The following is a 25,542-nucleotide window of genomic DNA, read 5'->3' as shown; positions in this document are numbered from 1 at the left end:
CGGACACCGAGACGAGGAGTTCCATGGACCAGCCCTGGCAGGACGCCACCCGCACCCCGCTCGCCCGGGCCGAGGCGCTGCTGGCCGAGCTGACGCTGGAGGAGAAGCTGGCCCAGCTGGTCAGCATCTGGCCCGGCTCCGACGTGGGCGGCGAGGACGACGCCGAGGTCGCGCCGCTCCAGCACCAGATCAACAACGGCCAGCCCGACCTCGCCGAGCTGCTGCCCCACGGCCTGGGCCAGCTGACCCGCCCGTTCGGCACGCTGCCGGTGGACCCGACCGAGAAGGCGAAGCTGCTGGCCGAGGACCAGCGGCGGATCGTGGCGGCCGGGCGGTTCGGGATTCCGGCGCTGGCGCACGAGGAGTGCCTGACCGGGTTCACCGCCTGGCAGGCGACGATCTTCCCCACGCCGCTGGCCTGGGGCGCCACCTTCCACCCCGAACTGGTCGAGCGCGCGGCCCGGTTGATCGGCGACTCGATGCGTTCGGTCGGCATCCACCAGGGGCTGTCCCCGGTGCTCGACGTCACCCGCGACCCGCGTTGGGGCCGCACCGAGGAGACCGTCGGCGAGGACCCGTACCTGGTGGCGACGGTGGCCACCGCCTATGTGCGGGGCCTGGAGTCGGCCGGGATCGTGGCCACCCTCAAGCACTTCGTCGGCTACTCCGCCTCCCAGGCCGCCCGCAACCATGCCCCGGTCTCGCTGGGGCCGCGCGAGCTGGCCGACGTGCTGCTGCCGCCGTTCGAGATGGCGCTGCGCGAGGGCGGGGCCCGTTCCGTGATGGCCGCCTACAACGATGTGGACGGCGTGCCGGCCACCGCCGACGCCGACCTGCTGATCCGACTCCTGCGCGAGGACTGGGGGTTCGAGGGGACGGTGGTCTCGGACTACTTCGGGATCTCCTTCCTTGAGGTCAACCACGGCGTCGCCGGCTCGCCGGGCGAGGCGGCGGCCGTCGCGCTGGCCGCCGGCGTGGACGTCGAACTGCCCGCGCAACGCTGCTACGGCCCGCCGCTGGCGGAACGGGTGCGGTCCGGCGAGGTCCCCGAGGAGCTGGTGGACCGCTCGGTGCTGCGGGTGCTGGCCCAGAAGGCCGAACTCGGCCTGCTCGACGCCGACTACAGCCCCGAGCCGGCCGCGCTCAGCGACGGCGGGCGGGTCGACCTCGACCCGCCGGCGATGCGCGCCGTCGCCCGCCAACTCGCCGAGGAGTCGGTGGTGTTGCTCGCCAACCGGGACGGCGCGCTGCCGCTGGCCGGCGCGGCGCGGATCGCGGTCGCCGGCCCGCTGGCCGACGACGTGGCGCCGCTGCTGGGCTGCTACACCTTTCCGCGCCATGTCGGCGTCAGCCACCCGGAGTTGCCGCTGGGCGTCGAGGTGCCCACCCTCTTCGAGGCGCTGGCCGCCGAGCTGCCGGGCGGGCGCGTCACCCGCGCCGCGACGCCCGCCGAGGCGGCCGGCGCGGACGTGTGCGTCGCCGTGGTCGGGGACCGCTCCGGGCTCTTCGGGCGCGGCACCTCGGGCGAGGGCTGCGACGCCGCCGACCTCGAACTCCCCGACGAGCAGGGGGCGTTCCTCGACGAGCTGCTCGCCACCGGGGTGCCGGTGGTGCTGGTGTCGCTGACCGGCCGGCCCTATGCGCTGGGCCGCTGGGCGGACCGGCTCGCCGGCGCCGTGCAGGCGTTCTTCCCCGGCGAGGAGGGCGCGGGCGCCGTCGCGGGCGTGCTGTCCGGACGGATCAACCCGGCCGGGCGGCTGCCGGTCGGGGTGCCGAGGAACGCCGGTGGGCAGCCGTGGAGTTACCTGGCGCCGCCGCTCGGCCAGGCCGGCGAGGCCAGCAACATCGACCCGACGCCGCTCTTCCCGTTCGGCCACGGCCTCGGCTACACCACGTTCGCCTGGAACGACGCCGCGCTCTCCGCCGAGACCGCGAGCACGGACGGCGAGGTGACGGTGTCGGTGACCGTCACCAACACCGGGGAACGGGACGGCACCGAGGTGGTGCAGCTCTACCTCCACGACCCGGTGGCCAGGACCGCCCGGCCCGTGAACCGGCTCGTCGGCTACGCCAGGGTCCCGCTGGCCGCCGGCGCTTCGGCGCGGGTCGGGCTCACCTTCCCCGCCGACCTCGCCGGCTACACCGTGGCGCCGGGGCGGCGGATCGTGGAGCCGGGCGCGCTGGAGCTGCGGCTCGGCGCCTCGGTCGGGGACCTGCGGCACGCCCTGCCGCTGACCCTCACCGGGCCGGAGCGCCGACTCGGCCACGACCGTCGGATGAGGTGCCCGGTCACTGTCGAGCCGGCGCCGGCGCCGGCGCCGGGGCGGTGAGCCGGCCGGTCGGGCGTCCCCGGGGGCCCACCCGCCCCGGGCGTCACGAGGAGTGACGAACGCTCGCACGCCACCGGGGCGCGGCCTACCCTTGGGGCCATGCGTTGGACCGCACGGGACATCCCCGATCTCAAGGGCCGCACCTCGGTGGTCACCGGCGCCAACGGCGGGCTCGGCTATGTCACCGCCCGTGAACTGGCCCGGCGCGGCGCCCGGGTGGTGCTCGCCTGCCGCAGCCAGCGGCGCGGCCAGTCCGCGCTGACCCGGCTGCTGGAGGAGGTGCCGGAGGCGCGCGCCGAGCTGCGCCTCCTCGACCTCGGCGACCTCGCCTCGGTCCGCGCGTTCGCCGGCGACTGGGGCGAGGCGCCGCTCCATCTGCTGGTCAACAACGCGGGGTTGATGGCCGTGCCCCGGTCCACCACGGCGGACGGCTTCGAGAGCCAGTTCGGCGTCAACCACCTGGGCCACTTCGCCCTCACCGGGCTGCTGTGCGGGGCGCTGCGCAACGCCGGCGGCGCACGGGTGGTCACCGTCTCCAGCCTGCTGCACCTCATCGGCAACGTCGACATCAACGACCTCAACGCCGAGCGCTGCTACCGGCGTTGGCTGGCCTACGGGCGTTCCAAGACGGCGAACCTGCTCTTCACCCACGAACTGGCGCGCCGCGCCGCCGGCACCGACCTGCTGGCCGCCGCCGTTCACCCCGGCTACGCCGACACCGGGCTCCAGCTCCAGGCGGCCAGGCTGGAGCGGAACGCCGTCAAGGAGCGCGTCGCCCGGCTGGGCAACCGGCTGCTGGCCGCCCGGCCGGAGGCCGGCGCGATGCCGACGCTCTACGCGGCGACGGCGCCGGGCGTCGCGCCGGACTCGTTCACCGGGCCCGGCGCGCTGCGCGGCCGCCCGGGGCGCACGCCCCGCGCGCCCTGGACCCTCAACGACGCGGTGGCGCTGCGGCTGTGGCGGGCGTCGGAGGAGCTGACGGGCATCCACTATCCCCTGCCCGGGGCGGGTTGACCCTTGGGCCCTGGCACCCGGGGGCGGAGCCGGTGCACCCCTGCGGGGTGGCGGGTGCGGGCCGGTGACCGGTGCGGCGGGTGAACGACGAGACCTCGCAGTGTGGTTGAGGCTCGGGCGCGGGCTACGACGCCTGGCCCGCGTGGCGCACGACCGGCCGGGTGCGGGCGCAACGCAGGACCGCAGGAGACTGGCTGGGGGGCCGGGGGTCGCCCGTCACCTCGCGTAGCGCCGCGCGACGGCGGTGAAGGCGGCCTTGGGTTCCCAGGCCAGGTCGGGGTAGGTCGTTCCCCGGCGGCCTTCGAGGAGCTTGACGATGCCAAGACCGGCCCGGTCCAGGTCGTCCCTGGGGTCGCCGTCCGGGCGGTGCGGGTAGCCGGGCAGGGCGAACAGGTAGACGAACGCGCTGTCCACGCCCTCGGTTTCGAAGATCTCCAGCAGTTCGTCCAGATACGCGGCCTGCCCGGCCTCGTCGCGCTCGTAGACGCCGTTCAGCCGCACGGGGACCCGGGTCTCGGGGTCGTACTCGACCACCTCCAGCACCCGCCCGCCCCGATCGCCGGCGCCCCGGTAGGCGGCGGTGCCGAACCCGGTGATGGCCAGCGGCTTCGGGCCCCGGGCCAGGGTGCGCACCGCCTCGCGGAACCGGTCGGCGACCTCGGCGGAGCGGATCAGCTCGAACGTCACGAAGTCGAAGGGGGTCCAGTCGACCTGCTCGAACTGGATGGCCGCATAGGTGATCCTGCCCCGGAAGCGCGCGCGGACGGTGGCGACGGCCTCGCCGAGGAACGCGTTGACGCGGGCGCCGAGTTCGCGCAGCGCGTCGGCCCGCCGCTCGGGTTGGCCCATCAGCCGCCCGACCCGCTCCTCGGGGCTGTCGCCGGGCAGGAACCCGTGGTTCATCACGCTCAGCTCCACGCCGGTGACGAACACGACGGTGGCCCCCCGCCGCCGGAGCCGTTCGGCCCGCTCGGCACAGTCGGCCAGCAGCGCGAGGATTCGCGGCGGGTCCAGCTCCAGCGGGTACGGCGAGAACCAGACCTCCAGGCCGAGTTCGACGGCGGCGCCGGCGGCCCGTTCCATCCGGTCCGGGTCGCCGCCGATGATCTGGACCGCGTCGCAGTGCAGGTCGTCCCGGATGATGGCGAGTTCGCGCCGCACCACGGCCGGGTCGAGGTCCTCGCGGGATGTCCGGCCGTGCACGACGAATCCGGTGTCGTAGGTCATTCCCCTGGCGCGCATGGTGCCGTCCTCGTCTGTCGGTCGCGGTCGCTGGCGAGCCGAGACTGACAGGAAAAATGCGCGCACGCAAGTTTGGGCCAGATGTAACTTTGCGGGCGCGCAGCCTCGTGTGGCACGCTGACGCCGTGACGACACCACCACCGGGGCTGCGGGAGCGTAAGAAGCGGGCCACGCGGGAGGCGCTGCGGGAGGCGGCGCTGCGCCTGGCCGTGGAGCGCGGGCCCGACCGGGTGCGCGTGGAGGACATCGCCAGGGCGGCCGGGGTCGCGCCGCGCACCTACAACAACTACTTCGCCAGCCGCGAGCAGGCGATCGTCTCCGCCGTGACCGGGGACCGGGAGGCGCGGATCGCGGCGGCGGTCGCGGCCGGGACCGCCGGGGTGCCGCTGGCCGAGGCGGTCGTCGACGCGGTGGTCGAGCAGTACACGAACCCCGGCGAGCGGGAACGCGAGGCGCTGCTCCTGATCACCACCCGCGCCACGCTGCGCGACGCGTTCCTCGACGCCACCGCCGGCATCGAACCCCCGTTGACGGCGGCGATCGCCGAACGCCTGGGGGACGCCGAGGCGGGCACCGCCCGCGTGCTCGCGGCGAGCGTGGCGGCGGCGGTGCGCATCGCGCTGGAGGGCTGGCTGAGCCCGGCCGGGAACGGGGAGAGCGCCGGGGGACTCGTCGTGCCCTCCGGCTCGCTGCCCGACCAACTCCGCGCCGCGCTGGCCCCGCTGATGCCCGCGCTCGACGCCGCCGAGCGTGCGGCCGGCCCGGCCGCCTGACTTTCGTCAGGTGTCCGCGCCGGCCGGGCCTGCGAGGATGACCGCCGTGGACCTCTTCGATCGCCGCGTCAGCACGCCCGTCGCCCTCGGCGCGACGCTCGTGGTGCCCCTGGCGATCGCCGGCGAGCGGATCGCGGCCACTCCGCTGGCGACGCTCGGCACGGCGGCGGCCCTCGCCGCCGGGCTCGGATGGCGGAGGCGGCCGCCCGTCGGGCTCGCCTGCGTCACCGCCGCCGTGCTCCTCGCGGTGGCGACCGGGCAGGGCCTCTGGCCGTATGTGGCCGCGCCCCTCGCCGCCTACCTCAGCGGGCGTGCCCGCCCGGCGGGCCGGGCGGCGCCGCTGCTCGCGGCCGGCGCGACCGCCGCGCTGACGGCGGGATGGCTGCTGGACGCGACCGCCAACGATCCGATCGTGGCGTTTCTGACGCTGGTCGCGACCATGGTGCTTCCCTGGTGGATCGGTTCCGACGCCCGGCTGCGCGCGGACCTCCGCGACGCCGGCTGGGCGCGCGCCGCACAACTCGAACACGAGCAACGCCTGGTCGCCACGGCCGTGCGCCACGAGGAACGCGCCCGGCTGGCCGCCGACATGCACGACGCGCTGGGCTACGAGCTGAGCGTGCTCGCGCTCACGGCGGGCGCCGGCGAGGTGAATCCGCACAACACGGCGGAGCAGCGCGAGCAGTTCGCCCGCACCCGCGCGGCGGCCGTCGACGCCGTGGACGCGCTGCACGGCATTCTGCGGGTGCTCCGCGAGGACGATCCGGCGGTCGGCGAGACCGCCCCCGACGCGCTGACCGCCCTGGTGGCGCGGCACCGGGACAGCGGGGCGCGCGTCGAGGCGCACCTCGCGGTGGACCCGGCCGGCTGGCCGGTCGCGCTGCGCCGCGCGGTGTACCGCATGACGCAGGAACTCCTGGCGAACGCCGCGAAGCACGCCCCGGACCAGGTGCTGACGCTGGACATCCGCGCCTCGGGGCGGGAGGTCACCCTCCACGCGCGCAACGGAACCTCCGCCCGCCGCGCGGGAGTTCCCGGCTCCGGGTCCGGCCTGTCCGGCCTCCGGGATCGGGCCCGCGCGCTCGGTGGCGAGGTCGCCGTGACGCGGGAGGCGGGCGCGTTCGACGTCGTGGTGACCGTGCCGCTACCGGGCGGCGCGCCCGGGTCGGCGGGCGGGGGTTCGTCGCCGCGTGACGGGCGGCGGCGTTGGCGGTCCGCCGTCTTTCCACTGGCCGCCGTGGGCGTGGCACTCGGGGTGCTGCTGGCGGTGAACGCGGTCACGGTGGAGCAGGTCGGGCTGTCCTCCGAGGAGTTCGGGGAGTTGGAGGTCGGCATGACCGGGGACGAGACGCGGCCCCTGCTGCCGCCCTCGCATCTCGACGAGCTGCCGCCGACCTTCACGCCGCGCCCGGCGCCGGCCGGCGCCGCGTGCGAGTACTACCGCGCCGCCGACACCTGGTTCGACATCGGAGACGACTACATGCAACTGTGCTTCGCCGACGGCACGTTGGTCCGCAAGGCGCTCGTCCCATGACCGCGCGGCCCACCCGCGTCGCCGTCGCCGACGACGAACCCCTGGTGCGGGCCGGGGTGCGCGCCATCCTCGCATCGGCACCGCACATCGAGGTCGTCGCCGAGGCGAGCGACGGGCACGAGGCGATCGAACTCGTCCGGCTCCACCAGATCGACGTGCTGCTGCTCGACATCGAGATGCCGCGCGGCGACGGGATCGCCGTCACCGAGGAGATCCGGCGGATCGGCGCGGACGTCCGCGTTCTCGTCCTGACGACGTTCGGCACCGGCGAGAACCTGCACCGGTGCCTCGCCGCCGGGGCCAACGGCTTTCTCCTCAAGGCCACGGCGCCGGCCGAACTCATCGCCGGCGTGGACGCCGTCACCGACGGGGGCGCGGTGATCGCGCCGCGCGTGGCGCACCACCTCGTCGACTCGTTGCGCGACATCTCCGCGCACCGGCACGACCCGCGCGTCGCCGCGCTCAGCGCCCGCGAGACCGACGTCCTCAGGCTGCTGAGCCAGGGCCGCTCCAACGTGGAGATCGCGGCCGCCCTCCATCTCACCGAGGGCACCGTCAAGGGCTATGTCAGCGGAATTCTCCAGACCCTCGGCGTCAACAACCGGGTGCAGGCCGCCCTGATCGGCTACCAGGCCGGACTGACCCGCGAACAGACCTGACGTTCGTCGGAACGCATTCCGCACCTTCGCCGGTGCCGGCCGCCTCGGCCGATTCCTACGGTGGTTCTCCCCGACACCGGAGGAATCCCGTGATCACCTTTGACTCCGTCACCAAGACCTATGGCGCCAAACGGGCCGTGGACGGCCTTTCCACGGAGATCGGGCCGGGGCGGGTGACCGGCTTTCTCGGACCCAACGGGGCGGGGAAATCCACCACCATGCGGATACTGCTCGGCCTCGACCGCGCGACCTCGGGCGCCGCGCTGATCGACGGACGTCCCTACCACCAACTCCGTTGTCAGCTGCGCACGGTGGGCGCCCTGCTGGAGGCGCGCGCCGGGCATCCAGGCCAGCCCGCCAGGTCGCATCTGCTGGGCATGGCCCGAAGCAACGGAATGGGCCGCCGCCGGGTCGGCGAGGTGCTCGCCGCCGTCGGCCTGTCGGAGGTCGCCGGCGCGCGCATCGGCACCTTCTCCCTGGGGATGCGGCAACGCCTTGGCATCGCGACCGCGCTGCTGGGCGATCCGCCCGTGCTGATCCTCGACGAGCCGGTCAACGGGCTGGACCCGGAGGGCGTCACCTGGATTCGCACCCTGATGCGGTCCCTGGCCGCCGAGGGGCGCACGGTGTTCGTCTCCAGCCATCTGCTGAGCGAAATGGCCGCAACGGCCGACCATCTCGTGATTCTCAGCCGGGGCCGCCTCCTCGCGGACCGGCCGTTGACCGAACTGCTCAATGTGAGCCGACGCGCCGAGTTGCGCACCCCGTCGCCCGCGCTGTTGAGCCGCGTGCTGAGCGAGGCCGGGCTTTCGGTGGACGCGGTCGGAGACCGGTTGCGGGTGACCGGAGAACGCATCGAGGAAATCGGCGCGATCGCCCGCGAGAACGAGATCCAGCTCGACGAACTCACCTTCTCCGGCGAATCACTTGAGGACGTCTATCGGCGGCTCACCGCCGATTCCGTCGAATTCCGCGCCGACGCACAGGGCGCGCAGGGTGCGCCGGTCATGGCGCACCACCCCCACTCCTGATCGGAAGAACGATGACGCACCTCTCCACCACCCGCGCGCCCTCCACGACATCGCCGCCGTCGCGCGCCGCGCGCGCCGCGTGGGCCGCGTGGGCCGCGTGGGCCGGCGCGACGGCCTTCGAGTGGACCAAGCTGGCGAGCGTCCGCAGCACGCGATGGATTCTTGGCTGCGCGGTGCTCGTCAGCCTCGGCGGCAGCTGGCTCCTGGGCGCCTCGGCGCTGGCCAGCGGCCGCAACGGCCATGACACGGCCACGCCGGCACCGGAGATCGCGGCGCAGACGCTGCTGGTCTCGCAGGTCGCCGTCGTGGTGATCGCCGCGCTGGCGATCTGCGGCGAGTACGCCACGGGCTCCATCGTCACCAGCCTCCAGAGCGTCCCCGTGCGGGGCCGGCTGCTCGCCGCGAAGGCGCTGACCGTCGCCGGCGTCTCGGCCGTGGCCGGGGCCGTGTTCGTCGTCCTCGGCACCCCGGTCGCGGAGCTGTCGGCGGAGGAGTTCGGCACCTTCACGGGGGCGGAGTTCCGGAACGCGGCCACGGGAGCGGCGCTGGGCATGGCCCTGCTCTCCCTGCTGGTCCTCGGGCTGGGCACCGCGCTGCGCAACGCGGCCGCCACGATCGTCTCGACGCTGGCGATCCTCCAGGTGCTGTCCGCCGTGCTGCCCCTGTTCGACAACGAGGCGATCAACGGCCTGGCCGACCACCTCCCGAACGAGGCCCTGACCGTGCTGGTGACGCACCCGGCGGAGCCCTACACCTGGCCGGTCGCCGTGCTGACCCTGGCGGGATGGGCGGCGGCCGGGCTGACCGCCGGGTACGCGGTGCTGCGCGCCAGGGACGCCTGATCCCGGCCCGCCGCTCGGGGCGTCGCGGGTCTCACCGCGACCGGTCGCCCCGGCCGCCGGACGGCGTGGTCGGGGCCGCCGGGGCCTGGGGCGCCGGCAGCAGGGTGCGGCCGGCCGGGGTGAGCGTGTGCAGCACCTCGTTGCCCCGGCGCACCGAGTGCACCAGCCCCGACTCCCGCAGCACCCGCGCGTGTTGGGACGCCGAGCCCAACGAGATCCCGACCCGCCGGGCCAACTCCCCCGTCGTCGCCCCGTTCTCCGCCGCGCAGGCCAGCACCCGGGCCCGCGTCGTGCCGAGCAGCCGGCCCAGCGCCGCCCGGTCGGCGGAGACCACCGGGCCGTGCGCCACCGGATAGACCAGCACCGGCGGCAGCGCCGCGTCCGCCAGCATCACCGGCGCCCGCCAGCAGAAGTACGACGGAATCAGCAGCAGCCCCCGCCCGCCCAGCTCCACCTCGCGGTCCACCGGGTAGTCCGCCTCCAGCACCGGCGGGTCCCAGCGCAGCGCCGGGCGCAGCCCGGACAGCAGCGCGTCCACCCCGCCGAGCGTCAACTGCCGGGCCCGCGCCGCCAGATCGGCGTCCACGGCGGTGCGCACCGCCGACCACACCGGGTGCCCGCCGACCGCGACGCGGTGGTAGCGCTCCAGGTCGTCGGTGAGCCGTTCCAACGCGGCTGGCTCGCCGTCGGCCAGCCCGCGTAACCACCTCGCGCGGCCCGGGCCTTCGGGGAGCCGCCCCAGCTCGGCGGCCAGCCGCCGCCGGGGCGTGGCCCGCACCGCCTCCAGCGCCGCCCGCCAACCCCAGGCGGACTCCGCCGGGTTGAGGAAGTCGGGGAAGTAGCCCCGGCGCGGGATCAGCGTGCGCAGGCTCTCCGGCAGCGCGCGCGAGGCGCGCAACGACCGCCGCCAGGGCCCGTGGACGACCTCCCCCTGGCCGTCCCGCAGCCGGTGCACGCTCAGCACCGTCTCCCACACCGGATCGGCCTGCGCGGCCAACCTGACCCGCCCCAGATCGTCCCCCGTGAAACGCACCCTCAGCCGCATCGGCCAAGCCTCCCGTGGCGCCAGGCCGCGCTCCCCGGGACCGCCGGCTGGTGGCCAACGCGGCCCGGGCGCACGGCGGTTCGTGACTACCCGGCGGTTTTAGCCTACGTCGAAGCGGCTGGTCCTCCACGCGTCCTGCCGTCACTCTTGGCCATCCGGCCCCGCTCGGGTCGGGGGGAGTCGGCGCCTGACCAGCGCCGCTGACCAGTCGTTGGCCGTGTCGGGCGGAAGTCCCCTTCTTCGCACCCGACCCGTCGACGACTCCCCGAGCGGCGGCCGGCCCCACGGGCCTGAGGGCCGGCCAACCCGCGCCGCCCGGCCCGGAGTTCCACCCCCGTCCCGCCGTCGAGGCACGGATTGGACACGGCCGCGCCCCGCCGTGCGATACTGCTCCGTTCTCGTGCCATACTCTGCGCCGAGCGCCCCTAGGGAGCGCCCGGATTCGCACAACGGGGGAAGAAGTCATGGGCTTGGTACTGGCCTTCGTCGGACTCGTCGCGCTCGCGGCGGTCGTGGCCGCCTTCGTGGCGCGCTCCCGCGCCAAACCCCGGGCCACCGCGCCCCGGGCGCCCCGCGACCCGTTCGCCGCCGACGGCGAGACCGGGGGCGACCCCAGGACGTTGAAGGCCGGCGACATGGTCGAGTACCTCGGCGAGCGCCTCTTCGTGCGCGGCTCGCTGCGGCTGACCGAGGGCGGCTTCAGCTGGTCGGAGCACTTCGTCGACCCGATGAACGTCGACGACGGCGGCGCGGACGCCGAGAGCGGCCACCGCTGGATCTCCGTCGAGGAGGACCCGGACCTTGAGGTGATGCTCTGGTCCGAGTACCGGGGCGAGGCCGAACTCCTCCCGAACCAGAAGACGTTGACGGTGGACGGGATCACCTACCACCGCTCCGAGCACGGCACGGCGAACTACCGCTCCGAGGGCACCACGGGGCTCGGCGCGACCGGCCGCGTCGAGTACGCCGACTTCGACGGGCCCGGCGGCCGTGGCCTCGCCTTCGAACGGTTCCTCGGCGCGCAGGGCCGGGGCCGCTGGGAGGTCTCCCTCGGCGAACGGGTGCCGCGCGGCACCCTCACGATCTACCCGGGGAGCGGCCCGGAGGGTCATCCTGGGGGCGGGGCGTGACCGGAGGCATACGCCTGGCCACGCCCTACCGCGACACCAGCGCCGACCAGCTGCGCTTCACGCTGGCCGGCCCGCGTCGCCGGGCGCTGGCCGTGACCGAGACCGAACTGGGCGGCGTCACCGTCCAGTTGCGCCTGCTGGGCGCCTCGCACCAGGTGCTGGCCGGGCCGGTCAGCGAGACCCTGGCCTGCCTGCCGGCAGAGCCGGGCGAGGGCCCGCCGCACACCGTGCGCCGCCGCATCGACGGCTGGGAGTACGCCTTCGACTCCACCGTCCGACGCTGCGCACCCGACGAACTGACCGAACGCGCCGCCGCCCTGCGTCACCGCCTCGCGGGCGAGCCGGCCGCGCTCCACGGCGTCTTCCCCGGCTCGCCCGACGCCCTGACGGCGCTGCTCGTCCGGCGCTCCGGGCCGGTGATCACCTGGCTGACCTGGCACGTCTACCCGCAGGCCGGACAGATCGTGGAGACCACAACCCGCCTGGAGGTCCCGTGAGGTCCCGCCATCCCTTCCGCCGCGCGACGGCGCTGGCGCTCGCCGCCGCCGTCACCCTGCTGACCGGCTGCTCCGGCGGCGGCTCGGACGACGCGCCGCGCGGCTGGATCGCCGACACCTACCAGCGCGGCAGCGGCTCCAACGTCTATCTCGACGCGCAGGACAGGCCGAGCCTCGTGGCCGACGAGATCGACGACCAGTCGTCGGCCGAGGACCGGATCACGAGCGAGGACCAGATCTTCCTGAAGTACGACGACGACATCGTCGCCATCAGCCCCAACTCGCCCCAGGGCAGCCGGATCGAGATAGAGGACTACCGCAGGGGCGTCCAGCGCTGGCACAACCACGTCGGGCACCGGTGGTCGTCCTCGCAGAGCGACAACTTCCGTGGCGGCGGCCCCGGTTCCGGCAAGTGACCCGCCGCGTCACCCCGTTCACCCGGTTCAACGCATTCGAACCTAGACAACTCGCACAACCCAGAGAACCCAGAGAACCCAGAGAAGGAAGGTAGACCATGGGGGACATATTCGAGTCCGCCGGCGAGGCTCTCCTCTATGGCCTCGTCGGCTTCGCCGTGATGGCCGTGGCGTTCCTCGCCCTCGACCTCGTCACGCCGGGGCGGCTGGACCGCGTCGTGTGGAAGGAACGCAACCGGGGCGCCGCGATCGTCCTCGGCAGCCAGATGCTGGGCGTCGGCTGGGTGGTGATGCGGGCGGTCGGCACCAGCGAGTCCGAGGAGGGGCTCGGCTGGGGCCTGGTCAGCACCGGCGTCTACGGCCTCGCCGGCGTCGTCCTGATGATCCTGGTGTTCGTGCTGATCGGCTGGCTGGCTCCGGGGCCGATGGGCGCGGTCGCGTTCGAGGACCGGGACGGGCAGGCCCACCCGGCCGCCTGGGTGCACGGCGCCACCTACCTCGGCACCGCACTGATGGTCGGCGCGGCGCTCTCGTGATCCCGCGCCCTCGGCTGGCGCGGTTCCTGCTGCTCCTCACGGTCTTCCTCTGTGCCGCCTGCGGCCTGGTCTACGAACTGGCCCTGGTCGCCCTCGGCGGCTACCTCATCGGGAACACCGTCTTCCAGACCTCACTCGTGCTGTCCGTGATGGTCTTCGCCATGGGCGTGGGCTCGCTGGCGGCCAAGCCGCTGCGGGCCCGCGCCGTCGGCGCCTTCGCCCTGGTCGAGGGGCTGTTGGCGCTGGTCGGCGGCCTCTCGGTGCTGCTGCTCTATGTGCTGTTCGCCTGGGTCGGGATCTACACCGAGGCGATGACGGTGGTGGCGTTCGTCGTCGGCGTGCTGATCGGCGCGGAGATCCCGCTGCTGATGACGATGCTCCAGCGCATCCGCCGCCAGGAGGCGGGCGGCGCGGTCGCCGACATGTTCGCCGTCGACTACCTGGGCGCGCTGGTCGGCGGGCTGTGCTTCCCGTTGCTGCTGCTGCCGACGTTCGGCCAGCTCAGGGGCGCGCTGGTGGTCGGGGCCGTCAACGCGACCGTCGGCATGGCCGTGGTGCTGTGGATCTTCCGCCGCCAGACGCGGCGCTTCGTCCGCGCCGGGCTGCTCGCCACGATGGCGGTGATCCTGGCGCTGCTCGGCGGGGCGTATGTCTTCGCCGAGGACATCGAGGTGACCGCGCGGCAGCGGCTCTACCGGGACCCGATCCTGCTGGCCGAGCGGACGCCGTACCAGGAGATCGTGGTCACCCGCTCGTTCGCCTTCACCGGCGGCCGCGACCTGCGGCTCTTCCTCAACGGGGACCTCCAGTTCTCGTCCGTCGACGAGTACCGCTACCACGAGGCCCTGACCCACCCGGCGCTCGCCGGGACGCACCGGCGGGTGCTGGTGCTGGGTGGCGGCGACGGGCTGGCGCTGCGGGAGATCCTGCGCTACCCGGACGTCGAGGACGTCACCCTCGTGGAGATGGACCCGGCGATGACCGACCTCGGCACCGGCTTCGGGCCGCTGCGCGAGCTGAACGGCGGCGCGTTCGACGACCCGCGCGTGCAGGTCGTCCACGACGACGCGTTCAACTGGCTGCGCGACGCCGAGGGTTCGTGGGACGCGGTGCTGATCGACTTCCCCGACCCGGAGGACACGGCGACGGCGAAGCTGTACTCGGTGGAGTTCTACTCCATGCTCACCCGCGTCCTCGCGCCCGACGCCCGGGTCGTCGTCCAGAGCGGGTCGCCGTTCTTCGCGCCCAACAGCTTCTGGTCCATCCAGACCAGCATCGCCGAGGCCGGCCTGGCGACCACGCCCTACCAGGTGGACGTGCCGAGCTTCGGCAACTGGGGCTATGTCCTGGCCTCCCCGGGCGACACGCCCCCACCGCTGGAACTCTCCCCGGCCGTCCCCCCGTTGCGCTACCTCTCCCCCGAAGTCCTCGCCGCCTCCGCCGTCTTCCCCCCGGACCGCCAACGCCCCACCGACATCCGCGCCAACACCCTGATGGAGCCGGTGATCATCGACTACGGCCGGGACGAGTGGCAGTACAACTGAGCCCCGCCCGGGCGGGGTTGACCACACGACCGTCGGTGAGGTGGTGGTGGCAGGCGTGCGAGGTAAAGTGAGTAAAATCCGCTCCGCCCGCCAATAAACCCGCAGGTCACGAACTCTGCTCCCCGCGCGTGCGGGGATGTTCCCGGCTACCTAGATCTCGACCCCGGCCGGGCCTTCTGCTCCCCGCGCGCGGGGATGTCCCCAGTGGTGCCCCTTATGTCACATGTTCCCCACGTCCGTGGGGATGGGCTCCGCTTCTCGCTACCCCGAGAACTCGGTATGACGTGTAGCCAACAGCGGGGATCCTCCTGATATTGGACAACAGCCAATAGTGGAGCACCGTTTGTTATAGCGATCTCTCAACTAGCTTTTTTGCATGGCAGTTGATCGTGTGTCAGCATGTTCCCCGGATCGAGTTCCCCAGCCGCGCACCTGACTCAGGCCGCGCCGCTCGCGATCGGCTATCCCCGTCCCGCCCCAGGAGGTTTACATGCCCACGTCACCCCCAGAACCGCAGTCCTCGGGGCCGTCGCAACCCCCACCGTCGGCGCGCTACGCCGTCATCGTGGCCGCCACGGCATGCGCGGCGGCGGCGTCCGCCCTCGAGCGCCTGGGGTGGGTCGTGGTCGTTGTCGTGGCGGTGATCCGGCCCTGGCGGCGGCTGAGGCTCGCCTGACTGTGGCGGCGCGTCGTCCCTGCGCCGCCCACTAATCTGGTGCGGCCCGGCGCGTACGCGCCGGGCTGTCACTGATCCCAGGACGAACCACGATGTCCATACACTCGTTTCCCCCCCTCTCCCCCGCCGCCCGGGTCGTCTGGGCGAAGCATGACCGGGCGACGGACGACTGGTTGCCGCTGTGGCGGCACATGGCGGACAGCGGGGCCGTGGCCGGGAAGCTGTGGGACGCCTGGGTGCCGCACAACGTGCGGCGGCTCGTGGCCGAGGCGTTGCCCCAAGGCGAGGACGACGCACGGCGGTTGGTGGTCTTCCTCGCCGCGTCCCACGACGTCGGGAAGGCCACCCCGGCCTTCGCCTGTCAGGTGGACAGCCTGGCGAACACGATGCGCGACGCCGGTCTCGACATGGAGACCGCGCGCCGGTACGGCGCGGACCGCCGGCTCGCTCCGCACGGGCTCGCCGGCCAACTGCTGCTCCAGGAGTGGTTCCAGGAGCGCCACGGCTGGGGCCCCCGCGCGTCGGGGCAGTTCGCCGTCGTCGCGGGCGGACACCACGGAACGCCGCCGGAGCACCAGCAGATACACGCGCTGCAACTCAGGCCGCGTCTCCTGCGGCACGAGGGCGCGGCCGAGCAGCGATGGCGGGCCGTTCAGTACGAGTTGATCGAGGCGTGTGCCCAACTGGCCGATGTCGGCGAGCGCTTCGCGGGCTGGCGGGCCGTGCGGCTTCCGCAGCCGGCGCAGGTGGTCCTGACCGCGATCGTGATTGTCTCCGACTGGATCGCCAGCTCGGCGGAGCTGTTTCCCTATGATCCGCGGTCCTGGCAGCCGGCGGGGCCCGTTGGGGAGGCGCGGCGGTTGAGGGCGGCCTGGGAGGGACTTGACCTGCCGGGGCCCTGGACGCCCGAGGAGCCGAGGCTGCCGGCGGCCACGCTGTTCGCGGAGCGGTTCGATCTGCCCGGCGGCTCGCGGATCAGGCCGGTTCAGGCGGAGGCCGTGCGGCTGGCGCGGGAGATGGCAGAGCCGGGCCTGCTGGTGATCGAGGCGCCGATGGGCGAGGGCAAGACCGAGGCGGCTTTCGCTGCGGCAGAGGTGTTGGCGGCCCGCACGGGGGCCGGGGGTCTGCTGGTGGCACTGCCGACCAGGGCCACCAGCGACGCGATGTTCCCCCGACTCATCGACTGGCTGGAGCGGTTGCCGCAGGACGGGCCGCGTTCCCTCGTACTGGCCCATGGCAAGGCGGCGTTGAACGAGCTGTGGGCGGGGATGCTGCGCGACGGCCGCCAAGGGGCTGTTCGTGCGGTCGAGTTGGACGGCGAGAGTCAACGGGTCGGGGTGCGCGGGGATGTGCGGCGGGAACCCGCCGGGCTGCACGCACACCAGTGGTTGCGGGGGCGCAAGAAGTCCCTGCTCGCGTCGTTCGCCGTCGGCACCATCGACCAGGTGCTGTTCGCCGGCCTGAAGAGTCGGCATCTCGCGCTGCGGCATCTCGCGGTCGCCGGCAAGGTCGTGGTGATCGACGAGGTGCACGCCTACGACGCCTATATGAACAGGTATCTGGATCGCGTCCTGGAGTGGCTCGCCGCCTACCGGGTACCCGTGGTGCTGCTCTCCGCGACGTTGCCGGCCAACCGGCGGCAGGAACTGGCAGCCGCCTATGCCAGGACCGTCAACACGGCGACGACGGATGCCGGTTCGGGGGATTCCTATCCGCTGCTCACCGCCGTCGCGCCCGGGACCACGGCGGTGGTCGCCGAGCCGCCGGCCGCCGCCGGGCGGGAGGTCGCGGTATCCCTGGAACGTCTGGACGACGACCTGCCGGCACTCGTCGGAAGGTTGAGGCGCGAGCTGGACCAGGGCGGCTGCGCGCTCGTGGTGCGAAACACGGTGGATCGCGTACTGGAGGCCGCCGACGCCCTGACGGCCGAGTTCGGCGACGAGGCGGTGACCGTCGCGCACTCGCGGTTCCTCGCGGCGGACCGGGCCAGCAGGGACGCGCGGTTGCGAAAAATGTTCGGGCGGGACGGGGAACGGCCGGCGGGACCGCACATCGTGGTCGCTAGCCAGGTCGTCGAGCAGTCCCTTGATGTGGACTTCGACCTGCTGGTGACAGATCTCGCCCCGGTCGACCTGATGTTGCAGCGCATGGGACGGTTGCATCGACACCCGCGCCAGCGCCCGACCCGGCTCGCGCGCCCCCGTTGTCTCGTGACGGGGGTCAGCAACTGGCGTGCGACCCCACCCACGCCGATCAGTGGCTCGGTCGGTGTGTACCAGCTGTATCCACTGCTGCGTTCGCTCGCCGCGCTCACGCCCCATCTCGATGGCGAGCCGATCCGACTGCCTGACGACATCAGCCCGTTGGTGCAGGCCGCCTATGCCGATTCGTTCGAGATCCCGGCCGGATGGGAGGAGTCGGTGCGTTCGGCCAGGGAACGGCACGACAGGCTGTTGAGCCAGAAACGGGAGCGGGCCGAGGCGTTTCTGCTGGGGCCGGTGCGGCGGGCGGGGCGGCCGGTGTTCGGCTGGCTGGACGCGGGCGTGGGGGACGCGGACGACACCCCGAGGGGCCGCGCGCAGGTCAGAGACAGCGAGGAGAGCCTGGAGGTGCTGGTCGTCCAGCGCCGCGGGGACGGTCGGCTGACCACCGTTCCCTGGTTGGACCCGGGGCGCGGGGGACTGGAGTTGCCGCGCGACTTTCCCCCGGACCGACGGGCGGCGGAGGCGGTGGCGGCGAGTGCGCTCACCCTGCCGTGGCAGTTCACCCAACCCTGGGTGATCGACCGCACCATCGAGGAGCTGGAGCGGTTCGTCGTTCCCGCCTGGCAGGTGAAGGAGTGTCCGTGGCTGGCCGGGGAGCTGATTCTCGTTCTGGACGAGGATTGTCAGACCCGTCTGGCAGGGTTCCTCCTGCGGTACAGCGAGCGGGACGGTTTGCGGGTTCTGCCGGCGAACGCCCCAGCTGCCGCCGCCCGTTCGGGAGAGGGGGCGAGGCACGAGGTGAGGGAGAGAGAACGTGCGCAGGTGGGGGGCCGCGATGGGAGCGCGGTCGAGGAGCCCGGTGTCGAAGGGCCCGGTGTCGAGGCGCGGAGCGGGGTGAGCGGCGTGGACGAGGACGGACCGGAGACCTTCGACCTCACCAGCGAGCCCTGGTTGCCAGTACTGGGCCAGGACGGCCTGGTGCGGGAGGTGTCGCTGCGCGAGGTGTTCGCGCGCGCCGATGAGGCACGCCGGTTGGTGGGAGAGCTGGCCACCCAGGACATCGCGCTGCTGCGGCTGCTGCTCGCGATCCTCTACGACGCGCTGAACGGCCCGGCCACGGTGGAGGACTGGGAAGAGCTGTGGCAGGCGCGGGACCCGTTCGCCGCCGTGCCCGGGTATCTCGACGAGCACCGGGAAGCCTTCGACCTGCTCCATCCCGAGCGGCCCTTCTTCCAGGTCGCGGGGCTGGAGACGGCCAAGGGCGAGGTGTCCTCGCTCAACCGGATCGTGGCCGACGTGCCCGCCGGCGAGCCATTCTTCTCGATGCGACAGCCCGGGGTGGAGCGGCTGACCTTCGCGGAGGCGGCGCGCTGGCTGGTGCACGCCCACGCCTTCGACGTGTCAGGCATCAAGTCCGGGATGCGGGGCGACGAGCGGGCGAAGGCGGGGAAGGTCTACCCGCTGGGCGTCGGCTCGGTGGGCGGTCTCGGCGGGGTGGTGGCGGAGGGGGCCACGCTCCGCCAGACGCTGCTGCTCAACCTGATCGCCCTCGACGAGGACATCGTCAAGCCGGTCGGCCATGCGGGCGAGGACCTGCCGGCCTGGCGCCATCCTCCTTACGGTCCCGGGGAGTTCACGGGGCCGTCCGGCGGGCCCCGCCGTCCCGGCGGGTTGCGCGACCTGTACACCTGGCAGTCCCGGCGGGTGCGGCTGCACTGGGAGGGCGACGCGGTGACGGGTGTTGTCCTGGGCTACGGCGACCCGCTGAAGGTGGAGGCTCCCTGGACCCTGGAGCCCATGACCGGGTGGCGTCGCAGCAGGCCCCAGGAGAAGAAGCAGCGGCGCCCGTTGGTCTATATGCCGCGCCAGCACGATCCAGACCGGGCGGCGTGGCGTGGCCTGGAGAGCATGTTGCCCTCCGTCGAGGGCGTCGCCACCACCGGGCAGAAGGGCGAGCCGGACGAACGCCTGCCGTCGGGGATCGTGAAGTGGCTGTCCCTGCTGACCACCAACGGCGAGGTGAGCAGCAAGGGGGTGTTCCGCGTGCGGACGGTGGGCGCGGTGTACGGGACGCAGCAGTCGGTGATCGACGAGGTCGTGGACGACCATCTGGTGCTGCCGGTGCTCGTGCTGCACCAAGCGGACAGGGCCTACAGCGGACAGGCCATCGACGCGGTGGCCGAGGCGGATCGGGCGGTTCGGGCCCTCGGGCACCTGGCGGCGAACCTGGCGCGGGCGGCGGGCTCCGATCCGGTGCCCGCCGAGGAGTCCGCTCGCGACCGTGGTTTCGGCGCCCTGGACGGCCCCTACCGGCGCTGGCTCGCGGGCCTGGGCGAGGCAATGGATCTGACCGACTACCGACAGCGGTGGCGGGGCACGGCGCGAGCCCAACTCCAGCGGCTGGCCCGCGAGTCGCTGAACTCGACCGGACGCGCGGCGCTGGAGGGCCGGGAGGCCGATGTGCCGGGCGTCGGCCGGATCTGGGTGAACGCCGCCTGGGCCGAGGTGCACTTCCGTCGGCGACTGACCCAGGCCCTTCCTCGGGGTGACGAGCAAGGCTGAGGGCCGAGCGTTGGCCACCCCCTTCGACCACCACATGACAACGGAGACGAGAAGAGGTCTCTCAGATGACGGCTCCCTCCCCCGCCCCGAACGTGGCGCGGCCGCCCGAACGCCGCGCCAGCCGACCGACGTTGGCAACGGTCCGCTATATCCTGCCCCTTCAGGGCCGCTACCGGAACGATGACCCCAGCGCCGTCGCGACGCTGGCCCGGCTTCGGCGCGGTGTTGGCCATTCGGTCCACTCCTCGCCAGCCCTTTGGGGCTGTGGTGCCCTGGAGCAGCTGGCCGAACTGCGCGAAAAGGACCTCGTCGGCTCGTCCCCGGAGCCGGAGGGGTCCGAGGCGACCCCTCTGGACCCCGACCCGGAGGCCGGCGCCATCGCGGAGGGCATCACGGCGGCCGAGAAGGCCGCAGCGCTGAACCCGCTGCTGGCGGACCTCCGCCTCGCCGGCGCGCCTGATCGAGAGAGCGCCGGTCGGAGGCTGCTCAGCGACGAGAAGGAGTGGGCACGGGAGGAGGAGGCCGTCCATCTCGCGGTCACGCTGTGGGCGTTGCACCAGCAGTCCATCCGGGACGACGCGATGCACCAAGCGTCCTGGACCCTCGGACGTGCGGTGCGGGAGTTGGGCCGTTCGCGTGGCGGACCGGACGCTTCCGCCGAGGAGAGGCTGAGCGACCCGGTGCGTAAGCGCTTTGTGCGCGTCGGTACCGCCACGTCGTTCGAGTCGTTGACCGTCCGGCTCAGGGATCTGGTGCTGCTGATGCGCGCCGAGCGCGTTCCCCTCGACTACGGGCGGCTGGCCCATCAGCTGTGGCGCTGGCAGTACCCGCACCAGCGGGCGGAGGTGTGCCGCTGGTGGGGCAGGGAGTTCCACCACGCGTACCGCAGTGAGGGACGACAGCGGGCCGAGGCGGCCGAGGTCGAGCCCGAAGTCCCCCTCGACATCAGCGGGTAGTCGCCGGCAGCCGCCACCGCCCATCCACCTCTTCAGAACGAAACGGACAGATCGCATCATGGCCCGCACCATCATCGACATTCACATCCTTCAGACCGTGCCGCCCAGCAACCTCAATCGGGACGACACCGGCACCCCGAAGTCGGCGACCTACGGGGGCGTGCGCCGGGCGCGGGTGTCCAGCCAGGCATGGAAGCGCGCCACCCGCGAAGCCTTCGAAGAACTGCTGCCCGCCTCGGAGTTGGGGGTGCGCACCAGGAAGGTCGCCGAAGCCCTGGCCGAGCGCATCGCGGACCGCGCCGCCACGCTCAACCGCGAGGCAGCTGTCGCGCTGGCCACCGAGACGCTGCAAACGGCCACCGGCCTCACGCTCGCTGTGCCCAAGCGGAAGGCGAAGAAGGAGGACGCGGAGCCCGAAGAGGAGCAGGCTCCGCCCGAGTCGTCCTATCTGGTGTTCCTGAGCCGCCGGCAGCTCGACGCGCTCGCGGAACTAGCGCTCGAAGGGGCGCCGGACGGCGACCTGGACGCACTCAAGCGGTTCCTCAAGACCAGGGAGAACAAGGCCAGGGCCCGGCAGGCGGTCAACACGCGGCACTCGGTGGACATCGCGCTCTTCGGCCGGATGGTCGCCGACTCCGCCGACCTCAATGTGGACGCCGCCACCCAGGTCGCCCACGCGCTCAGCGTGCACGGCGCGGAAGTGGAGTCCGACTACTACACGGCGATCGATGACCTCAACAAGAAGAGGGGCGAGAAGGAGGAGGGCGACAAGAGGGAGAGCGGCGCCGGGATGATCGGCACCATCGACTTCAACTCCGCCACGCTCTACCGCTATGCGGCCGTCGATGTGGACGCCCTGCACCGCAACCTGGGCGGCGAGCTGAGCGGCGACGACGGCCCTCCCGCCGCCCGTGCCGCCGCCGCCTTCGTCGAGGCGTTCGTCACCTCCCTGCCGAGCGGCAAGATCAACTCCTTCGGTCACCAGACCCTGCCGGCCGCCGTGCTCGTCAAGGTGCGCGGGCGGCGGCCGATCAGCTTTGTCGGGGCGTTCGAGCAGCCGGTGCCGGCCACTCCGGACGGGGGCTATCTGAAGGAGAGTTGCGTGCGGCTGGCGGACCACATCCGCAGCGTCGAGGGCGCCTACGGCCTGCCCAGGGACGAGCCCGCCTGGCTGCTGCGCGTCGGGGCCGAAACCCAGGCGCTGGCCGAGTTGACCGACGTGACGGAGGTGGGCCTCGCCGACCTGGTGGCCGAGGTCAGCAACCACGTGGCGGGGCGACTCGGAGCGAACGCATGAGCGTGCTGCTGCTGCGGCTCGCCGGTCCACTCCAGGCATGGGGCTCCTCCTCGCGGTTCGCCCGGCGCGGCACGGAGAGGGCACCGACGAAGAGCGGCGTCATCGGCCTGCTCGCGGCGGCGCAAAGCCGCCCCCGCACGGCCGACATCTCCGACCTGGTCGCCCTGCGCTTCGGCGTGCGGGTCGACCAACCGGGGACCCGCGTGCGGGACTTCCACACCGCGCACCACGCCGACTCCGGCAAGGCGATGCCGGTTTCGGTCCGCTTCTACCTGTCGGACGCGGTGTTCGTGGCGGGCGTCGAGGGCGACCGGGAGCTGCTGCTCTCGCTGCAGTCCGCCCTGGAGGAGCCGGGTTTCCTGCCCTTCCTCGGGCGGCGGTCCTGCCCGCCGTCCCGCCCGATCGCCATGGGCCCGCCGGTGGACGCCGCGTTGGAGGACGCCCTGCGCGAAGCTCCCTGGCAGGCCGCGCAGTGGTACAGGGATCGGCTGGCGAACACCGCCCGGTGGGACGCCGGTTCGGAGCCGCGCGAGGAACTTGACCTGTGGGTGGACTGCCCGGCGGGTGAGACCCCCGACCACTCGGTCCGTGACATACCGCTGAGCTTCGATCCGCGCCACCGCAGATACGGTCCGCGCGGAGTGCGCACCGAACTCGTTCCAACACCCGCCGACCCCACGCCGTCGCGCTCGCCGCACCACGACCCCGTGGCCGGGCTCACCCCGCTGGCCCCCGGCTCCGCCTCGCCGAGGAACGACTGATGTACCTGACCCGTTTCCGCCTCAACACCGGGCGTCCCGGGGCCCGCCGGCTCCTCGCCTCACCACACCAGATGCACGGCGCCGTGAACATGGCCTTCCCTGACCCCCAGCCCCGGGACGGGCAGGGGCCCCGCGTCCTTTGGCGCGTGGACAGCGAGCATCCGGCCGACACCAAGCTGTACATCGTCAGCCCGGAACGCCCCGACCTGACCCATCTGAAGGAACAGGCCGGCTGGCCGACCCTGGAGGCACCCGGCTGGTCAACGTTCCTCTACGGGGAGTTCCTGAATGACCTGCGGGAGGGCGACATCTGGGGCTTCCGCCTCACCGCGAATCCCGTGCACCACATCCGTCGCCCCGAGGACAGCGCGGACATCCCGACGAAGCGCACGGCCCATCGCACCGCGCGTCACCAGACGGGATGGCTCATGAAGCAGCGGGAACGCGCCGGCTTCGACATCGTTCGACGCCCGCCGGAACGCCGGGCCAACGAGCACGACGACGGGCTGGAGTTGATCGTTCGCGACCACCAGCCCCTCCGGTTCCACCGGTCCGACGAGCGCCAACGCGGGACGGAAGTACGCTTTACCCGCGTCACCTTCGACGGCCGGCTGCGGATCACCGACCTCGCGAAGTTTCGCAGGACGCTCACGCACGGGCTCGGCAAGGCCAAGGCGTACGGCTGCGGCCTGATCACCCTGGCACCGGTGGAACGCGGATGAGCACCGTCAGCCGTCGGGGCGCATCGACACCCCGCGAACTGGGCCGGATCGGCGACCGGATGTCGTTCCTCTACCTGGAGCGCTGCACCGTTCACCGCGACGACAACGCGATCACCGCGACCGACGCGGACGGGGTCACCCACATCCCGTCCGCCACGATCGGCGTGCTGCTGTTGGGCCCCGGCACCCGGGTCACCCACCAGGCCATGTCCGTCCTGGGCGAGAGCGGGGCCGGAGTGGTCTGGGTCGGTGAGCACGGGGTGCGCTTCTACGCGGGCGGTCGCGGACTGTCCCGCTCGTCCGGGCTCGCCGAAGCCCAGGCCACGGCTTGGTCCAACCGCCGCACCCGCCTGGAGGTCGCCCGCGAGATGTACCGGATGCGCTTTCCCGGCGAGGACACCTCAGGGCGCAGCAGACAGGACCTGTTGAGCATGGAGGGACGCCGGGTCCGGGATTGCTACCGCCGGGAGTCCGCCCGAACCGGCGTGCCCTGGCGCCGCCGGGAGTACCGGCCCGACGACTTCCTCGCCGCCGACGCCCCGAACCAGGGCATCACAGCAGCCGCCCAGTGCATGTACGGGGTCGCCCATGCTGTGGTCGCGGCGTTGGGGTGTTCGCCGGCGTTGGGCTTCGTCCACTCCGGCCACGAGCGTTCGTTCGTCTACGACATCGCCGATCTCTACAAGACCGAGGTGGGCATCCCGGCCGCCTTCGACGCCGCCGCCGAGGGGGACGAGGACGTGGCCTCGCGCACCCGGCGAGCGCTGCGCGAGCGCATCAACAGGACCGGACTGCTGGACCGTTGCGTCTCCGACATCCAGACGCTGCTGCGGTACGACGACGCCGGTTCGGATGCCGAACGAGACGAGGTGCGCCTCCAGACGGACGACGGATCGGCTGTCCCAGCCGGCCGAAACCACGGAAACGCCATGATCGACGCGGACGGACCGATCTGGTGACGGTCATCATCCTCGCGAACTGCCCTGCCGGGCTACGTGGTTTCCTCACCCGCTGGTTGCTGGAGATCTCCCCCGGCGTCTTCCTGGGCGCGCCCAACGCGCGCATTCGGGACATCCTCTGGGAGGAAGTGCGCACCTACTCGGGCAAGGGCAGGGCGCTCCTTGCGTACCAGGCCGACAACGAGCAGGGCTTCAGCTTCAGAACCCACGACCACGCGTGGCACCCAAAGGACCACGAGGGCCTGACCCTCATCCACCGCCCGGAGCGGTCACCGGATACGCCCGGCACACCTCAAGCTGGGCCACAACCGCCCCGGCAGGGGTGGAGCAAGGCCGCTAAACGCCGCCGCTTCGGGAGGTGAGAGGTTTGACGAGGTATGGCGGAGAAACACCCGGTCTACCCCTTATGGGGGTTCAAGGTAAAGTAAGTAAAATCCGGTCCGCCCGCCGATAAACCCGCAGGTCACGAACTCTGCTCCCCGCGCGTGCGGGGATGTTCCCGAGCGGTACAACGAGTGCCGCCCCACGGTCTTCTGCTCCCCGCGCGTGCGGGGATGTTCCTCAGGTCTGGCTCCGTGGACGCATCTCCGCTGCCTGCTCCCCGCGCGTGCGGGGATGTTCCCTGGTTGACGTACCGGATGACGTACGCGGCGGGGCTGCTCCCCGCGCGTGCGGGGATGTTCCCCGGTGACGCCGCAACGTCCCAGCGTCGAGTTCGCTGCTCCCCGCGCGTGCGGGGATGTTCCCAGCATCCGGCGTCAGCAGCTCCACCCGATCGTCTGCTCCCCGCGCGTGCGGGGATGTTCCCGCCA

General features: G+C 72.8%; 21 protein-coding genes and 1 CRISPR repeat array (1 of these 22 only partly in view). Of the genes, 19 read left to right on the top strand and 2 right to left on the bottom strand.

What is annotated here, in order from left to right; all coding sequences use genetic code 11:
* Positions 1-23: 23 nt before the first annotated feature.
* Positions 24-2,330 (top strand): glycoside hydrolase family 3 N-terminal domain-containing protein, encoded by a 2,307-nt coding sequence (locus tag FH609_RS06190; RefSeq protein ID WP_139666151.1) that lies wholly within the window; start codon positions 24-26, stop codon positions 2,328-2,330.
* A 99-nt stretch (positions 2,331-2,429) separates the two neighbouring features.
* Positions 2,430-3,344: an oxidoreductase gene (locus FH609_RS06185; RefSeq protein WP_139666150.1), complete on the top strand. Its 915-nt coding sequence runs from the start codon at positions 2,430-2,432 to the stop codon at positions 3,342-3,344.
* A gap of 216 nt (positions 3,345-3,560) precedes the next feature.
* Here FH609_RS06185 and FH609_RS06180 read toward each other — a convergent pair whose 3' ends face one another.
* Positions 3,561-4,571 (bottom strand): hypothetical protein, encoded by a 1,011-nt coding sequence (locus tag FH609_RS06180; protein ID WP_139666281.1) that lies wholly within the window; start codon positions 4,569-4,571, stop codon positions 3,561-3,563.
* A 140-nt stretch (positions 4,572-4,711) separates the two neighbouring features.
* Between FH609_RS06180 and FH609_RS06175 the strand changes: the two genes are divergently transcribed.
* From FH609_RS06175 to FH609_RS06155, 5 genes are all read left to right on the top strand, one after another.
* Positions 4,712-5,359 carry a TetR/AcrR family transcriptional regulator gene (locus FH609_RS06175; RefSeq protein WP_226961439.1) on the top strand — a complete coding sequence of 216 codons (648 nt, stop codon included), beginning with the start codon at positions 4,712-4,714 and terminating at the stop codon, positions 5,357-5,359.
* A gap of 46 nt (positions 5,360-5,405) precedes the next feature.
* Positions 5,406-6,893 (top strand): sensor histidine kinase, encoded by a 1,488-nt coding sequence (locus FH609_RS06170; protein WP_193317786.1) that lies wholly within the window; start codon positions 5,406-5,408, stop codon positions 6,891-6,893.
* Positions 6,890-7,552 carry a response regulator gene (locus FH609_RS06165; RefSeq protein WP_139666147.1) on the top strand — a complete coding sequence of 221 codons (663 nt, stop codon included), beginning with the start codon at positions 6,890-6,892 and terminating at the stop codon, positions 7,550-7,552. The genes FH609_RS06170 and FH609_RS06165 overlap by 4 nt, the downstream gene beginning before the upstream one ends.
* 89 nt (positions 7,553-7,641) lie before the next feature.
* The gene (locus FH609_RS06160) at positions 7,642-8,583 is read left to right on the top strand and encodes an ABC transporter ATP-binding protein (RefSeq protein ID WP_139666146.1); all 942 of its coding nucleotides are present in this window, start codon (positions 7,642-7,644) and stop codon (positions 8,581-8,583) included.
* 11 nt (positions 8,584-8,594) lie between these two features.
* Positions 8,595-9,425 carry an ABC transporter gene (locus FH609_RS06155; RefSeq protein ID WP_139666145.1) on the top strand — a complete coding sequence of 277 codons (831 nt, stop codon included), beginning with the start codon at positions 8,595-8,597 and terminating at the stop codon, positions 9,423-9,425.
* A gap of 31 nt (positions 9,426-9,456) precedes the next feature.
* Here the strand turns inward: FH609_RS06155 and FH609_RS06150 are convergent, their stop codons facing one another.
* Positions 9,457-10,470 (bottom strand): ArsR/SmtB family transcription factor, encoded by a 1,014-nt coding sequence (locus FH609_RS06150; protein WP_139666144.1) that lies wholly within the window; start codon positions 10,468-10,470, stop codon positions 9,457-9,459.
* 464 nt (positions 10,471-10,934) lie between these two features.
* Here FH609_RS06150 and FH609_RS06145 point away from each other — a divergent pair, with 464 nt between their 5' ends.
* The 12 genes from FH609_RS06145 to cas2e all read left to right on the top strand — a co-directional run bounded on the left by FH609_RS06145 (position 10,935) and on the right by cas2e (position 25,092).
* Entirely contained in the window at positions 10,935-11,600 is a 666-nt protein-coding gene (locus FH609_RS06145; protein WP_139666143.1) for a DUF4178 domain-containing protein, read from the top strand.
* A complete protein-coding gene (locus tag FH609_RS06140; RefSeq protein WP_139666142.1) occupies positions 11,597-12,097 on the top strand; it encodes a DUF2617 family protein in 501 nt (166 codons plus the stop codon). The genes FH609_RS06145 and FH609_RS06140 overlap by 4 nt, the downstream gene beginning before the upstream one ends.
* The gene (locus tag FH609_RS06135) at positions 12,094-12,513 is read left to right on the top strand and encodes a DUF4247 domain-containing protein (protein ID WP_139666141.1); all 420 of its coding nucleotides are present in this window, start codon (positions 12,094-12,096) and stop codon (positions 12,511-12,513) included. The genes FH609_RS06140 and FH609_RS06135 overlap by 4 nt, the downstream gene beginning before the upstream one ends.
* A gap of 98 nt (positions 12,514-12,611) precedes the next feature.
* Complete coding sequence (locus FH609_RS06130) at positions 12,612-13,049, top strand: DUF350 domain-containing protein (protein ID WP_139666140.1); 438 nt, start codon at positions 12,612-12,614, stop codon at positions 13,047-13,049.
* Positions 13,046-14,593 (top strand): polyamine aminopropyltransferase, encoded by a 1,548-nt coding sequence (locus FH609_RS06125; RefSeq protein ID WP_139666139.1) that lies wholly within the window; start codon positions 13,046-13,048, stop codon positions 14,591-14,593. The genes FH609_RS06130 and FH609_RS06125 overlap by 4 nt, the downstream gene beginning before the upstream one ends.
* A gap of 768 nt (positions 14,594-15,361) precedes the next feature.
* A complete protein-coding gene (casA, locus tag FH609_RS06120) occupies positions 15,362-20,035 on the top strand; it encodes a type I-E CRISPR-associated protein Cse1/CasA (RefSeq protein ID WP_139666138.1) in 4,674 nt (1,557 codons plus the stop codon).
* A gap of 65 nt (positions 20,036-20,100) precedes the next feature.
* Positions 20,101-20,991: a type I-E CRISPR-associated protein Cse2/CasB gene (gene casB / locus FH609_RS06115; protein WP_226961438.1), complete on the top strand. Its 891-nt coding sequence runs from the start codon at positions 20,101-20,103 to the stop codon at positions 20,989-20,991.
* A 58-nt stretch (positions 20,992-21,049) separates the two neighbouring features.
* Positions 21,050-22,288 (top strand): type I-E CRISPR-associated protein Cas7/Cse4/CasC, encoded by a 1,239-nt coding sequence (gene cas7e, locus FH609_RS06110; RefSeq protein WP_139666137.1) that lies wholly within the window; start codon positions 21,050-21,052, stop codon positions 22,286-22,288.
* Positions 22,285-23,049, top strand: a complete 765-nt coding sequence (cas5e, locus tag FH609_RS06105; RefSeq protein ID WP_139666136.1) for a type I-E CRISPR-associated protein Cas5/CasD — start codon at positions 22,285-22,287, stop codon at positions 23,047-23,049. The genes cas7e and cas5e overlap by 4 nt, the downstream gene beginning before the upstream one ends.
* Complete coding sequence (gene cas6e, locus FH609_RS06100; RefSeq protein WP_139666135.1) at positions 23,049-23,771, top strand: type I-E CRISPR-associated protein Cas6/Cse3/CasE; 723 nt, start codon at positions 23,049-23,051, stop codon at positions 23,769-23,771. Before cas5e ends, cas6e begins: the two co-directional genes overlap by 1 nt.
* Positions 23,768-24,730 carry a type I-E CRISPR-associated endonuclease Cas1e gene (cas1e, locus tag FH609_RS06095; protein WP_139666134.1) on the top strand — a complete coding sequence of 321 codons (963 nt, stop codon included), beginning with the start codon at positions 23,768-23,770 and terminating at the stop codon, positions 24,728-24,730. The genes cas6e and cas1e overlap by 4 nt, the downstream gene beginning before the upstream one ends.
* The gene (cas2e, locus tag FH609_RS06090) at positions 24,727-25,092 is read left to right on the top strand and encodes a type I-E CRISPR-associated endoribonuclease Cas2e (RefSeq protein WP_139666133.1); all 366 of its coding nucleotides are present in this window, start codon (positions 24,727-24,729) and stop codon (positions 25,090-25,092) included. The genes cas1e and cas2e overlap by 4 nt, the downstream gene beginning before the upstream one ends.
* Positions 25,093-25,202: 110 nt before the next feature.
* Positions 25,203-25,542: a CRISPR direct-repeat array (repeat unit 29 nt; unit sequence CTGCTCCCCGCGCGTGCGGGGATGTTCCC) (it continues 669 nt past the right edge of the window).

Origin of the sequence: Streptomyces sp. 3MP-14 (assembly GCF_006334905.2) — a bacterium.
Classification (GTDB): Bacteria; Actinomycetota; Actinomycetes; order Streptomycetales; family Streptomycetaceae; genus Streptomyces; species Streptomyces triticirhizae.
The sequence above is the reverse complement of the archived record's forward strand: the minus strand, read 5'-3'. Positions and strand labels throughout refer to the sequence as shown.

Coding starts and splice junctions, on each gene's coding strand:
- FH609_RS06190 (WP_139666151.1), top strand. CDS start 24: ATGGACCAGCCCTGGCAGGACGCCACCCGCACCCCGCTCGCCCGGGCC.
- FH609_RS06185 (WP_139666150.1), top strand. CDS start 2,430: ATGCGTTGGACCGCACGGGACATCCCCGATCTCAAGGGCCGCACCTCG.
- FH609_RS06180 (WP_139666281.1), bottom strand. CDS start 4,571: ATGACCTACGACACCGGATTCGTCGTGCACGGCCGGACATCCCGCGAG.
- FH609_RS06165 (WP_139666147.1), top strand. CDS start 6,890: ATGACCGCGCGGCCCACCCGCGTCGCCGTCGCCGACGACGAACCCCTG.
- FH609_RS06155 (WP_139666145.1), top strand. CDS start 8,595: ATGACGCACCTCTCCACCACCCGCGCGCCCTCCACGACATCGCCGCCG.
- FH609_RS06150 (WP_139666144.1), bottom strand. CDS start 10,470: ATGCGGCTGAGGGTGCGTTTCACGGGGGACGATCTGGGGCGGGTCAGG.
- FH609_RS06145 (WP_139666143.1), top strand. CDS start 10,935: ATGGGCTTGGTACTGGCCTTCGTCGGACTCGTCGCGCTCGCGGCGGTC.
- FH609_RS06130 (WP_139666140.1), top strand. CDS start 12,612: ATGGGGGACATATTCGAGTCCGCCGGCGAGGCTCTCCTCTATGGCCTC.
- casA (WP_139666138.1), top strand. CDS start 15,362: ATGTCCATACACTCGTTTCCCCCCCTCTCCCCCGCCGCCCGGGTCGTC.
- casB (WP_226961438.1), top strand. CDS start 20,101: ATGACGGCTCCCTCCCCCGCCCCGAACGTGGCGCGGCCGCCCGAACGC.
- cas7e (WP_139666137.1), top strand. CDS start 21,050: ATGGCCCGCACCATCATCGACATTCACATCCTTCAGACCGTGCCGCCC.
- cas5e (WP_139666136.1), top strand. CDS start 22,285: ATGAGCGTGCTGCTGCTGCGGCTCGCCGGTCCACTCCAGGCATGGGGC.
- cas6e (WP_139666135.1), top strand. CDS start 23,049: ATGTACCTGACCCGTTTCCGCCTCAACACCGGGCGTCCCGGGGCCCGC.
- cas1e (WP_139666134.1), top strand. CDS start 23,768: ATGAGCACCGTCAGCCGTCGGGGCGCATCGACACCCCGCGAACTGGGC.